This is a genomic window from Acetobacter okinawensis JCM 25146, from assembly GCF_000613865.1.
GTDB classification, from domain to species: Bacteria; Pseudomonadota; Alphaproteobacteria; order Acetobacterales; family Acetobacteraceae; genus Acetobacter; species Acetobacter okinawensis.
Map to the genome: position 1 here is coordinate 38,535 of NZ_BAJU01000015.1, position 13,505 is coordinate 52,039.

Here is a 13,505-nt window from a genome sequence, read left to right on the forward strand (position 1 = left end):
CGCGACTATTACTGTAACTACCGCGCCGGGCCAGCAGGTCCGGCAGCTTTTATTCTGGGGACACGTCTTGCAGAAAACTCCAATGACGGGCAAGGGCCTGCTTCAGCTTGAAGATGAGCTGCGCAAGCTGAGATCAGAAGAACGCCCTGCTGTTATCCGCGCCATTGCGGAAGCCCGCAGCCACGGCGACCTTTCAGAAAATGCCGAATACCACGCTGCGCGCGAGCGTCAGTCCTTTATTGAAGGGCGTATTCAGGAGCTGGAAGAGCTGATCTCCACCGCCGAGGTGATCGAACCTTCCTCCCTGTCTGGCAGCCATATCAAATTTGGTGCAACCGTATGCCTTGTTGACGAGGATACGGACAAGGAAATCACCTACCAGATCGTTGGCCTGCACGAGGCAGACATCAAACAGAGCAAGATTTCCATCTCATCCCCGCTCGCCAAGTCGCTTATTGGCAAGCAGGAAGGCGATACCGTATCTGTTCCCGCCCCCGGTGGTGACAGAACTTACGAAATCCTGTCCGTCAAATTTATCTGACATGATCTCCTTCGACGACGTTACCGCCGCGGCAAAGCGTATTCAGGGTCGTGTTCTCCGCACGCCCACAATCCCCTCCCACGCGCTGTCACGCGCAACGGGGGCGGAGATTACGCTCAAGCTGGAGAACCTTCAGGCTGTTGGTTCCTTCAAGGAACGCGGGGCAGCCAACAAGCTGGCCCTGCTGACCCCGGAGGAGCGTGCACGCGGTGTTATAGCCGTATCGGCGGGCAATCACGCCCAGGGCGTTGCCCGCCACGCCAGCCTGCTGGGTATCGACGCGGTTATTGTCATGCCCAAGTTCACCCCCGCAGGCAAAGTGGTGCGCACGCGCAACTGGGGCGCACGCGTGGTGCTTGAAGGGGAGAGCTTTGCCGAAGCGCTGATGTTCGCACAGGACCTTCAGGCGCGCGAAGGCCGCACGTTTGTACATCCGTATGATGATGCTGCGGTTATGGCGGGACAAGGCACCTGCGCGCTGGAACTGCTGGAAGATGCCGGGGAGCTGGACATGCTGGTAGCCCCCATTGGGGGTGGCGGTCTGCTATCTGGCTGTGCCGTAGCGGCCCGCACCATGCGCCCGAACATGGAGCTGATTGGTGTTCAGGTTGAATCCTTCGATTCCCTTGCCGCCTTCCCCGGCCCTGCAACGCACCCCAATGGTGGCTCCACCATTGCCGAAGGCATTGCCGTGCTCCAGATTGGCAGGCAGACGGACGAGGTTATTCGCAAGCAGGTGGACAAGGTTCTTGTTGTCTCCGAATGTGCGATCGAAAATGCCATTACCCTGCTGGCAGAAGGTGCCAAACAGGTCAGCGAGGGCGCTGGTGCCGCAGCCCTTGCCGCCGTGCTGACATACCCCGACCTGTTCCGGGGCAAAAAGGTCGCTCTTCCCATTTCTGGCGGGAATATTGACAGCCGCATTCTGGCCAACACGCTGCTCCGCGCCATGCTGCGGGATGGACGCATCCTGCGCCTGATTATGGAAATTCCCGACCGGCCGGGTGTGCTGGCCGATATTTCCAAAACCATTGGGGAGGCGGGAGGCAACATTATCGAGGTCTCACACCAGCGGCTCTTTGCCGCCCCCTCCGTGCAGGCAGCACAGCTTGAAGTCATGATCGAGGCGCGCGACCCTGAACATGCGGCACTGATTACCAAGGCCCTTGGCCTGTCCTACATCGTACGCCGCGCCTGACTGTGTAACCCGCTTTGCCATATTGGCCCTGCAACGGGGTGGTGGACACTGTTCCACCACCCCGTTTTCATATCCGCTGCAACCCGCCCCGTGACCTCTTTATCTTCCCTGCGTTTTGGTGGCATTATTCCGCCACAACCCAAAAAACATAAAAAAATGAGGTCCAACGCCATGCCATCTCCCCGCCCCCCCCACAAGCGCACTGCTATGCTGGTCATTCTTGACGGATTTGGCTGGCGCGAAGACTCGTCGGACAATGCGGTGCACTTGGCCAGAACCCCCAGTTTTGACCGGCTATGGCACAATAACCCGCACAGCTTTTTGCGCACGAGCGGGGAAGATGTGGGGCTACCGGACGGGCAGATGGGCAACTCGGAGGTCGGGCACCTCAACATCGGGGCCGGTCGGGTGGTCATGCAGGAACTACCCCGCATTTTTGCGGCTATTGAGGATGGGTCTCTGGCGCGCAACCCGGCACTGACCGATTTTATTGCCGCACTCAAAAAAACCGGCGGCACCTGCCACCTTATGGGGCTTATCTCCGCAGGGGGGTACATTCACATCAGGACCATGCAGCAGCCCTTGCCCGTATTGTCAGCGATGCCGGGGTGCCCGTAGCCCTCCATCTGTTTACCGATGGGCGTGACACAGCCCCCCGTTCGGCCGCCACCTACCTGCAACAGCTCCGGGCTGCACTCCCTTCTGCCGTGCAGCTTGCCACCATTTCCGGCCGCTATTACGCCATGGACCGCGACAAACGCTGGGACCGGGTGGAAAAAGCCTATAACGCCCTGCTCAACGCAACAGGCCCTCAGGCACAAAGCCCCGAGGAGGTTATCAGTGCGGCCTACGCACAGGATGTATCGGACGAATTTATCCTCCCCACCGTGCTGACCGGCTACACCGGCATGCGGGACGGGGACGGTATTCTCTCCTTCAACTTCCGCGCGGACCGCATCCGCCAGTTGATGGACGCCATGCTTGAGCCGGACTTTAACGGCTTTGCCCGCAGCAAGGTTGTGCACTTTGCCGCAGCCCTTGCCATGACCCATTACAGCGATGCGCTGGCCGCCCGCATGACCGTGCTATTCCCGCCGGAGGAACTGACCAACCTGCTGGGCGAGGTGGTTGCTCAGGCCGGGCTACGCCAGCTCCGTATGGCCGAGACCGAAAAATACCCCCATGTCACCTACTTCATGAACGGTGGGCGTGAAAACCTGTTTGAAGGTGAGGACCGTATTCTCGTCCCCTCCCCCAAAGTGGCCACCTATGACCTGCAACCCGAAATGTCGGCCCCTGAATTGACGGACAAAGCCGTGGCCGCCATTAAAAGCGGCACATACGACCTGATTGTCCTCAACTTTGCCAACCCGGACATGGTCGGCCACACCGGGGTACTGGCCGCAGCCATTACCGCAGTAGAAGCCGTGGATACCGGGCTGGGCCGCATTGCCCAGGCACTGGAGGAAGAACAGGGTGTTCTGGTGGTCACCGCCGACCACGGTAACTGCGAAACCATGAAAGACCCCCAGACAGGCGGCCCACACACGGCGCATACCCTCAACCTTGTGCCGTTTATTGTTGCAGGCAGCCACGCCAGCAAACTGCATGATGGCGGCAAGCTGGCAGACCTTGCCCCTACCTTGCTGGATATTATGAACCTGCCCAAACCTGCGGAAATGACTGGCCAGTCCCTGCTTGAACACTGAATGACCCACCACCAGCCCCCCACCTGCACACCCTTTTGCCGCATTACCGTGAGTCGCAAGGGGGGCTGGGCTGCGTTAGTGCTGGCAGGGTATATGGCTGTGGTGCCACACGCCCCACCAGCATGGAGCGCCGAGCACAAGGGGGGGGCACACACCACCACAGCGCGACAGACACCACAGGCCACCACGCATAAAAAGCACCATCCTCCCCGGCGGGGTAAGCAGGCGTTGGCTGGCACAACAGATACGCCATCTCCTCCACCTGTTGGCTCACAACCCCGCTCGATCCGGCAGGCGCAGGCGGCGGTAGAGGCCGCACATGCACAGCACGCCGCCATGGAGATGGAAAAAGCCCGGCAGGCGGGCGCCATTGAGGCCTCACGCCTTAAAAATGAAGCCGCTCAGGCTGCCGCCACACAGGCCAGCACGCAGGCACAAGCACTGTCTGCGGCAACCATTGCCGCCACGAGCCAGCTACAGGATACGGAACAGCATATCTCTGATCTGAGCGAGCGCATTGGCACAATCCGTGACGAACAGCGGACCTTGCAAACCACCCTGCAAACCAGCGCCCGCGCCCTTGGCCCCATTCTGCCATTAGCCGAGCGCCTGTCGCTTTACCCGTCGGACACCCTTCTGGCCGCACCTGTACCGCAGGGTGATGCAGTCACCGGATTTTTGATCCTGCGCGGCCTTTCACGCCAGATGGAGGTACAGGCTCAGGCCATGCGCGCGCAACAGGCACGCCTGAGTGCTGTGGATGCAGACCTTTCGGCCCAGTACGCAACGCTTGCCCAACTCAAACAGACCCAGAGCCAGCAGCGCGACACGGTGCGCCAGCAGGCAGCACGCGCCCGCATTGCCCAGCAGCAGGCCAGCAGGGCAGCACAGAATACCGCACAGCAGCTCCTTGCCGCGACCCAGCGCGCGTCCAGCTTGCAGGACGCCATTGCCCGGCTGGATGCACTGGAAGATAACGCACGCACTGCCTTACAGCACGAAATTGCCGCCGCCGAGCAGGCCCATCAGGCCGAACGCGCACAGGCAGCCCGAAGACAGCAGGCCACACTCAACCAGCAAGAAGGACCCGGCCTTGCCGAACGCAGCGCAGGCACGGGGGTGCAACCCGTGGCAGGCAGGCTGGTCTCTGGCTGGGGGGTCGCCAGCGATTCCGGCCCCACAACCGGCATGACCTACCGCACACCGCCGGGTGCAAGCGTGCGCGCCCCATGCTCTGGCAGCGTGGATTTTGCCGGGGCGTTCCGCAGCTATGGGCAAATGGTGATTTTGAACTGCGGCCGGCGCTACCGCTTTATTCTTGCTGGCCTTTCGGAACTGAGCGTGGATACCGCACAAAGTTTGACAAAGGGCGCGCCACTGGGACACATGAGTGCAACAGGAAGTTCGTCCACGCTGTTCATTCAGCTGCGTAACGGACAAAAAACCATCAACCCCGCGCCATTTCTGTAAAGAGTGGGGCGGGTTGTGCGTGCTGGCTGTTCCCCTCCGTTACGGAACACGCTAGTCTTGCGCACTCTGCCGCCATGCTCGAGCATGGCTGGCCGCGCGGTCGCCCAGACTGGCGCCCGTATTTGAAAAGACAGGAAGCACAAGCGCACGGGCCAAGGCCCTGCGACAGGAGACAAGATCGCATGAAGTTCCGCACAGGTCTGATGCTCGGCGCCGCAGCCATGACCGGCCTTGCCCTGACTTTTCACCCCGGACACAATAATGGCGCGGGATTGCTTGGCACACCGGCGCGGGCGGAAAGCCCCACAACGGACGCCTCCCCCACCACCAACCATGCGGAAACCTACCGCCTGCTGACCCTGTTTGGCACGGTGCTGGATCTGGTCCGGGCCGACTATGTTGAGCCTGTTTCCGACCGGGACCTGATTACCAACGCCCTGAACGGTATGCTCAGTGGTCTGGATCCCCACAGCTCATACATGACGCAAAAACAGTATGACGACATGATGGTCCAGATGAAGGGCGAATTTGGCGGTCTGGGTCTGGAGCTGCAACAGCAGGATGGCCATATCCGCGTTGTCTCCCCCATTGATGGCACACCGGCTTTCGCGCGGGGATCAAGCCGGGCGATTACATTATTGCCGTGGATGGGCACACAATAGACGGCACCCCGCTGGACGAAGCGGTCAAGAGAATGCGGGGCAAGCCCAACACCAAAATTACCCTGACCCTTGTGCGTGAAAAAACACCCAAGCCCATTACGGTCACCCTGACGCGCGAGATCATCCATATTGATGTGGTCAAATCCGCCCTGTACGACCGGATTGGCTACCTGCGGATTGCCCAGTTCAACGAAACCACGGAAAAAGAACTGCTCAAGGGCTACAACACCCTCAAGCAACAGGCCGGTGGCAAGCTAGGCGGGCTGGTGCTTGACCTGCGCAACGACCCCGGCGGCCTGCTTGATCAGGCGGTGGAGGTATCCTCCAGCTTTATCCGCTCGGGAGAGATTGTCTCCACCCGCGCACGCCACCCCAAGGACAGCCAGCGCTGGGATGCCCATGGAACAGACATTACCGATGGCCTGCCCATGGTGGTGCTGATCAATGGCGGCTCGGCCTCTGCATCGGAGATCGTGTCTGGCGCCCTGCAGGACCACCACCGCGCCGTGCTGCTTGGCACGCGCAGCTTTGGCAAGGGGTCCGTGCAGTCCATTATCCCCATCCCCGGCAATGGTGCTGTCCGCCTGACCACCGCGCGGTATTACACCCCGTCTGGCCGTTCCATTCAGGCATTGGGCATTACCCCCGATATTGTGGTCAAGGAAACGCGTGAGGACCCCGGTTTCAGCCTGCGTGAGGCTGATCTGGAGCATATTCTCAAAAATCAGGGTGGCAACCAGACCAAGGCGCAACCGCGCACGGACCTGCCCGCCATTGCCAAGATCATTCCTGACCAGCCCCCTGCCAACTGGCCGGAGTTCGAATACAACAAACCCGGTACGGACTTCCAGCTACAGGAAGGTCTGCGGGTTGTACGCTCCATGGCTGGCCTGCCTGCACCCGACCCCACGGCATCCCTGCCGCCACTCAAACCCGCAGCCAAAACTGACTGTGCGGCGCATAACTAACACGGAGCAGGGATAAGACAGTGGCCATGCAGACCTCCACCCTATGGCAGCAGCTTCCGGCCAATGGCCGGTTGTTCATCCGCTTTTGGGGGGGCTGCCTTGCGGCAACCTCTGCACTGGCCCTGACCCTGCAGATCATGGGGCCACCCCACCTGATTGCAGGGGGGGATGATATAGATACCGTAGCCCAAAGCGGCAGCCGGGCAGATGGTACGGGGGGGCATCTGGTCAACATTCCCCCTCCGCAGGCTGCTCTGCTTGAAAAAAGCCCCGGACCGGGGGGCTTTCCCCTCCCCATTCGTGGGGCGCATGGTGCCTTGCCACGACAGGTATACGCCGCACCACCAGTGGAAGTGCCCCCCGGCACCCCCATGGTTGCGCTGCTGGTTGACGGTGTTGGCCAGTCCGAAGACCTGACCAAGGATGCAATCGCCGCACTCCCCGGTCAGGTTTCGCTCGCCGTATCACCTTATGTGGCGGACCCGGACGCCATTATGGAGGCCGCCCGCCAGCACCAGCATGAACTCCTGCTCTCCCTGCCCATGCAGGGGGAGGCAGACAAACCCGCCAATGGCAGCAAGGACAGCCCAAGCAATAGCGAAGGCCCCAAAGCGCTGGGGGTTCTGCTCTCTGCCAAACAGAATATGGACAACCTCAACTGGTCCCTCTCGCATCTGGCCGGGTATGTGGGTGTGACCAATGCTTTTGACGGACAAAATGGCGGCGGCTTCCCCAATTCCAGCGGGTTCAAGTCCATTCTGGCAACATTGGACCAGCGCGGCCTGCTCTACCTGAATGCAACACCACAAACACACCTGGACAGCAGCCCCGCTGTTGGCACGGCGGATGTGAGCATCAACACCGACGAAGATATTGTTAATATCGATATCCAGTTGCTCAAACTCCAGCAGCTTGCCCGCCAGAACGGGCGCGCCATCGGGGTGCTTGGCCCCTTGCGCCCCGTAGCACTGGCCTGCCTGCGGGCATGGCTGCCGCACCTCAAGGACGTTGGCATAACGCTTGTGCCGGTCAGCCAGCTTATTCTGCCGCCAGACCCGGCCAGCCTGCCCCCGCCAGCCAGCAATGGCCAGATGCGCGTCAACCTTTCCACCACTGCACCCCGCATGATGGGAGGCAACCACTAATGCCGGTTGACCCGACAACCCTGCCCTATCGCCCCAACGTGGGTGCGCTGATTTTTAACGCTGATGGCCATGTGCTGATTGCCCGACGTACCGACATGCCCGGCGCAGGCGGCCCACTGACCCAAGGCACATGGCAATGCCCACAAGGCGGCATAGACGATGGGGAAGACCCACAGACCGCCGTCCTGCGTGAAGTGGGGGAGGAACTTGGTACAGAGCATGTTCGCATTCTGGCCGAACACCCGGAATGGATACAGTATGACCTGCCTGCCGCACTGATTGGCAAAGCCCTTGGCGGGCGTTACCGTGGACAAACGCAAAAATGGTTTGCCCTGCGCTTTACCGGAACAGAGGCCGATATCTGCCTGAACCGTCACCTACCTGCTGAATTTGATGCATGGATGTGGGTAGAACTGGCATCTCTGCCCGAACAGTCGGTTGGTTTTAAAAAACCGATTTATGAACGGCTGGTCCGCGCATTCAGCCGCTTTGCAGTGCCGGGCTGACGCACCGGGGCAGCACTCGCCAAAAAAATACCACCGGCACAGAACAAAAAAACCACCTGCGGGAAGGCAAAGCGCCCTCCGGCAGGTGGTTTTTTAATACACAACGGCAGTACCCGCTTTAATGCGCGCCCTTGGCCTTGCCATCCCCACGGATGGGGGAGAGCAAAAAGCACAGTGGCACGCACAGAAACGCACCGATCCCCAAAATCATGAAGACTTCATTATAAGACAGCATAGCCACCTGCCGCGAGAATTCCTGAAAAAGCGCGTGCTGGGCAACAGAATCTGCCAGCCCTTCTGGCGCACCCCGCGCGGTTGCCGCCTGCCTGACCTGATCCTGATACGCATTGAATGGCTGATGGAAGGGTGTCATCCAATGCACCATATAAGCTTGGTGCGCCTGTTTGCGCTCGGTCAGCAAGGCCGTTGCGCCCGAAATGGCCAAAGACCCCAACACGTTACGCGCCATACTGAACAGGGCCGAGGCATCGGGGTTCAACCGCTCGGGAATGGTGGAATAGGCGATGGTTGAAAGTGGGACGAACAGAAAGGCAAGGCAGGCTGTCTGGCTCATGCGGTAAAGCATAAGATGCCTAAAATCCAGCAAAGGCAGCAATTGGGCCGAATAGAACAGCGCCACACCCATAAGGCCAAAGCCTATAGCAATCACGTTGCGTACGCTGGTCAATGTCATCAACTTGCCCACAACGGGAATCAGCACGATCACGGCAATCCCGCCGGGGGAGAGCAGCAGGCCGGACAGGGTTGCGGTGTAGCCCATGACCTGCTGGGCAAACTGCGGCACCACAATGGCCGACGCATACAGCAGCGCGCCCATGGCCCCCATAAGCGCAGTACCCACGGCAAAATTGCGGTCTTTGAAAACACGCAGGTCCACTGCGGGCCGATCCGTGTGCAACAACCAGAAGACAGCCCCGGTAAGCCCCAGAAAAGCCAGAACGCCCATAATGCGGATAAAGTTGGACCCAAACCAGTCCGCATCCTCCCCACGGTCCACCATGACTTCAAGGCAGCTAAAGCCAAGGGTAATCAGGCTAATGCCGATCACATCCACCGGGGCCTTCTGCTTTTGCGCCCATGGCGGGTCCTCCACCACGGTCATGACCCCAACAGTGGTCAGAAAACCAAACGGCACGTTAATGAAGAATATCCACCGCCACGAGAAGTTGTCGGTAATCCACCCCCCAAGGGTCGGGCCAATAACCGGGCCGACCACGGCGGCAATTGCTGTCAGCCCGAATGCCGCAGCCCGTTTGGCGGGGGGAAAGCTATCCAGAATGATGGATTGCTGGTTAGGCTGAAGCCCACCACCAAAAAAGCCCTGCATCAGACGGAATACAACCAGTTCGCCCAGACTTGTTGCCATCCCGCACAAAAAGGACGAGACGGTAAACATGGTAATGCAGATGAGAAAATAGCGTTTGCGGCCAAACACTTTTCCCAACCAACCCGAAATGGTGAGCACAATGCCGTTAGCGACCAGGTAAGCCGTAAGCGTCCATGTTGAATCATCATACGTGCTGGACAGACTGCCCGCGATATGCGGGAGGGACACGTTGACAATGGTGGTGTCCAGAATTTCCATGAACGCGGCCATGGTCACCACAAAGGCCACGGTCCATGGGTTATATTTTGGCTTCCACCCTGCTGGCGCGTCGGCAGCCTGTGCGCTCATGGAGTAACCTGCCCGCTATTATCCACGCCGCCACGCGGGGGAGCGTCGGAGTGGCCTTGCGTGTCCACATGGACCGTTGGCTCAACAGACAGACCAAGGGCCAGCGGCTGGTCCGGGTCCAGACCATCATCAATCAGGATTTTAACCGGCACACGCTGCACGATCTTGACATAGTTGCCAGTCGCATTTTCAGGCGGGAAAGCGCTGAAGGTCGCCCCCGTGCCTTTTTGCAGCGAATCAATATGTCCATGCAGCTTCAGGCTCGGGTAGGCATCCACATGGATATCCACCTTCTGGCCCGGGCGCATTCTGGTTATCTGTGTTTCCTTGTAATTGGCCACAACCCAGACTTCGGGCTCTACAATGGCAAACAGGCTCTGCCCCTGACGGACGTAGTTGCCCTGCTCCACATTACGCTGGGATATCCAGCCATCATGCGGGGCGCGGATGACGGTCCACTCCACATTCAGCGCAGCGGATACAAGGCTGGCCTGCGCCGCCCTGACCTGCGCTTCCTGCTGCGAAATCTGCACGGCTGCATTTTCAATATTCGGCTGGACGGGCTGAGCCATCTGCACCGCACCTTCGGCCGCCATGACCCGCGCCTGAGCTGCCTCCAGCGCGGCTTTTGCGTAATCTATATCCTGCTGGGACGTCGCTGCACGCGCCACGCCATTCTGGCGACGGAAATCCGTTTGCGCCTTGAAGAGCTGGGCTTTGGCATCGGCCAATTGCCCCTGCGCCTGTAACAGCCTGCCGGGGAATTCCAGCAGCGCTACGCGGTGCATCATGTCACTTGCCTGTGCAGCAGCCTGTGCATTGGCCAGCTGTGCGGCGGCGCGGTCCTTCTGGGCAACCCAGTCACGCGGGTCAATCTGGGCCAGAATCTGCCCTTTGCGCACAAACTGGTTATCGTTCACCAGCAGTTCGGTCACGTAACCTTCCACATGCGGGGCAATGGTTACGGAGCGGCCTGCGGTAAAGGCATCGTCCGTTTCCACCTCGTTACGGGTCATGAACCAATACAGCCCACCTGCCACAACCAGACAGCCAATAACGCCGGAAAGGATGACCTTGCCGCGACTGCTTTTTTTGGCTGGCTCCTGTGGGGGACTGGGCTCCTGTGCGGAGGATGGTGGTAAAGACTGTTCGCTATGGTCGTCTGCCATTCTGTTCCTTGCCCTCTCACACACGTCCTGCGCGGCGTTTTTTTGCGGCCAGCAACGCTGACCGACCAGTTCGGTCAGTATGTGGCACGTTCATACCCCTGCATCAAGCACCACATGGGCACATGCCTGTTTTTTCCCCGCAATGGCCCCGAAAGCCGCCTCGGATTTACCGCCTAGCGATCCAGCCCCTGAGTTCTGACCAGCCGGGCATACAGCCCGTCATGGCGCATCAGCTCATCATGGGTGCCGCATTCCACAGCGCGTCCGTCCTTCATCACCACAACCATGTCGGCCGAGCGCACGGTGGACAGGCGGTGCGCGACAATAAGAGTCGTGCGCCCACGCCGCAACGTGGCCAACGCATCCTGCACCTGTGCCTCGTTCTCGCTATCGAGCGCACTTGTTGCTTCATCCAGTAACAGCAGGCGGGGGTTACGCAGCAGGGCACGCGCAAGGGCCACACGCTGGCGCTGCCCGCCGGACAGGCGCTGCCCCCCCGGCCCCACCACCGTGTCATACCCATTGGGCAGAGCCTGTATGAACTGCTCTGCCGCAGCAGCGCGAGCCGCAGCAGCCACCTCCGCCTGTGATGCACCGGGTCTGCCGATCAGAATATTTTCCCGCACCGAAAGGTCGAACAGCAAAGGGTCCTGACTGACATATGCCATACCAGCACGCAGGCTTTGCAACTGCACGTCACGCAGGTCCATCCCATCGAGCATAATGCGCCCCGATGTGACATCATGCAGGCGCGGGACAAGGGAGAGTGCTGTGGACTTGCCTGCCCCCGATGGCCCGACCAGCGCCACCGTGCAACCGGGCCGTGCATCGAAGCTCAACTGCTCCAGCCCTACCCGGCCATCGCCGTACACAAAGCCCACGTTCTCAAACACAAGGTGCCCGTCACCTGCGGGCAGCGGGCGGGCGTGTGGGCCGTCAGTGACGGCCGGGGGGTCATCAAGCACGGCAAAAACATGCACAAGCCCGCCCAGCCCCTCCTGCAAGGCAGCGTTAAGCGAACCAAGGGCGCGCAAGGGGCGTGAGGCCAAAAGCAGGGCGGCAACAAAGCCGGAAAAGTCGCCCAGTGTTGCGCCCCCCATGGCCGCACGCCAACCTGCAAAACCAAGCACAGCGGCAACAGCCACCCCACCCAGTGCCTCCAGCAGGGGTTCCACCCTTGCACGGCCACGGGTAATGCGTAGCATGGCCTGATAGAGATGGTCGAACGACAACGCGGCCCGGGCGCGCTCGCTATCCTCCAGCCTGTACACGCGCACCGTGCGGGCCTGTGCAAAACTTTCGGTCAGGAAGGCTGCGGTATCCCCCACCCGTTCCTGCATCCCGCTGGATGCACGGCGCACGCGCCGACCCAGCCGCTGCACGGGCACAGCCGCTATGGGGTAGAGCAGCGCACCAATCAGGCTGAGCTCCCAGTCCATATACAGCATGGAAATAATCAGCCCCACGACTGTCACCACATCGCCCACGGAATTGACGGCGCGGATCAGGGCATCGCGGATACAGACAGCATCTGTGGTAAAGCGTGCGGCCAGTTTGGCCGGGGCCTCCTGCTCCACATGGGCAATATCCGTACTGACCAGATGATCAAACATCTGCTCCTGCAACCCCCGGATGACCAGCAGCACCAGCCCCTGTGTTGCCAGTGTCTGCCCATACTGGGCCAGAGACTTGGCCAGTGTAATCACTACCACCAGCAATGGCACCTGATACAGGATGCGCGGGTCATGTGCAGCAAACATGTCCAGTGCTCGCTGGATAACCAGCGGGTACAGGGCCGTCAGCACGGCCATAAGCACCGTAACCGCCACAACGCCCGCAATGCGGCCCGGGTACCGGCTGACCTGTGTACGCCACAGTCTTTTGAGCAGGAGCCGCGTATCACCAGGCGGCATCTGGCGGGAAGAGCGGGAGGGGGCGGCATTTTGCACGGATGTCATACCCTGTTCTCTACCAGCCTCCCGCCCGGTCATGTAAGGGGCCGGGGCCCGCTTTGTGCCGTTTTTACGTTCAGATAGTGTTTTATCCGCTCGCGGCACTCCGCCGCCCCCGCAAGACACCCCCCGTCCAGCCACCATTGCCGGACAAGGCCCATAATACGCCCGATCTCTGGCCCGGCCTGCCCGCCCATGGCCACCACGTCCCGCCCGGCCAGAGGAAAAACAGGAACATCCATTCCAAGCAGCCTGCTCCTGAGTTGTGCAAATGCCCTATTCTGCGCATCCGTATGGGCCTGTGCGGCCTGATGCAGCCATAACCGCCCCACCAACACATCAGGCGGCTCAACCGCCACAAGGCGGCGCAAAGCATCATCCCCCATACCCACATCCGGCACGGGAGCGGGCTTGGCAAACGCGGCCAGCAGCCCACTCTCGGCGCGGGACAGCTTCAGGCGGCGGGCGGTGGCAGGGGCATTCCGGCTC

General features: G+C 60.5%; 8 protein-coding genes and 3 pseudogenes. 7 read left to right on the plus strand and 4 right to left on the minus strand.

The features are described 5' to 3' along the window. Positions 1–67: 67 nt before the first annotated feature. The 7 genes and pseudogenes from greA to JCM25146_RS08225 all read left to right on the plus strand — a co-directional run bounded on the left by greA (position 68) and on the right by JCM25146_RS08225 (position 8,199). Positions 68–541, plus strand: a complete 474-nt coding sequence (gene greA / locus JCM25146_RS08195) for a transcription elongation factor GreA (RefSeq protein WP_025827198.1) — start codon at positions 68–70, stop codon at positions 539–541. Between the two features lies 1 nt (position 542). Continuing rightward, the gene (locus JCM25146_RS08200; RefSeq protein ID WP_025827200.1) at positions 543–1,739 is read left to right on the plus strand and encodes a threonine ammonia-lyase; all 1,197 of its coding nucleotides are present in this window, start codon (positions 543–545) and stop codon (positions 1,737–1,739) included. A 207-nt stretch (positions 1,740–1,946) separates the two neighbouring features. After that, positions 1,947–3,448, plus strand: a pseudogene (gene gpmI, locus JCM25146_RS18215) (2,3-bisphosphoglycerate-independent phosphoglycerate mutase). Beyond that, positions 3,449–4,918 carry a murein hydrolase activator EnvC family protein gene (locus tag JCM25146_RS08210; protein ID WP_025827202.1) on the plus strand — a complete coding sequence of 490 codons (1,470 nt, stop codon included), beginning with the start codon at positions 3,449–3,451 and terminating at the stop codon, positions 4,916–4,918. Positions 4,919–5,100: 182 nt separating this feature from the next. After that, a pseudogene (locus tag JCM25146_RS18220) lies at positions 5,101–6,548 on the plus strand (S41 family peptidase). Between the two features lie 26 nt (positions 6,549–6,574). Continuing rightward, positions 6,575–7,693, plus strand: a complete 1,119-nt coding sequence (locus JCM25146_RS08220) for a divergent polysaccharide deacetylase family protein (RefSeq protein ID WP_025827204.1) — start codon at positions 6,575–6,577, stop codon at positions 7,691–7,693. Beyond that, positions 7,693–8,199, plus strand: a complete 507-nt coding sequence (locus JCM25146_RS08225; RefSeq protein ID WP_025827206.1) for an RNA pyrophosphohydrolase — start codon at positions 7,693–7,695, stop codon at positions 8,197–8,199. The genes JCM25146_RS08220 and JCM25146_RS08225 overlap by 1 nt, the downstream gene beginning before the upstream one ends. 118 nt (positions 8,200–8,317) lie before the next feature. Here JCM25146_RS08225 and JCM25146_RS08230 read toward each other — a convergent pair whose 3' ends face one another. From JCM25146_RS08230 to JCM25146_RS22430, 4 genes and pseudogenes are all read right to left on the minus strand, one after another. Beyond that, on the minus strand, positions 8,318–9,895 hold the full coding sequence (locus JCM25146_RS08230; RefSeq protein ID WP_025827209.1) for a DHA2 family efflux MFS transporter permease subunit: 1,578 nt from the start codon (positions 9,893–9,895) through the stop codon (positions 8,318–8,320). Next, a complete protein-coding gene (locus JCM25146_RS08235; RefSeq protein WP_025827211.1) occupies positions 9,892–11,064 on the minus strand; it encodes an HlyD family secretion protein in 1,173 nt (390 codons plus the stop codon). Before JCM25146_RS08235 ends, JCM25146_RS08230 begins: the two co-directional genes overlap by 4 nt. Before the next feature lie 173 nt (positions 11,065–11,237). Further along, on the minus strand, positions 11,238–13,022 hold the full coding sequence (locus tag JCM25146_RS08240; protein WP_025827212.1) for an ABC transporter ATP-binding protein: 1,785 nt from the start codon (positions 13,020–13,022) through the stop codon (positions 11,238–11,240). A 29-nt stretch (positions 13,023–13,051) separates the two neighbouring features. After that, a pseudogene (locus JCM25146_RS22430) lies at positions 13,052–13,505 on the minus strand (hypothetical protein); the annotation flags it as partial.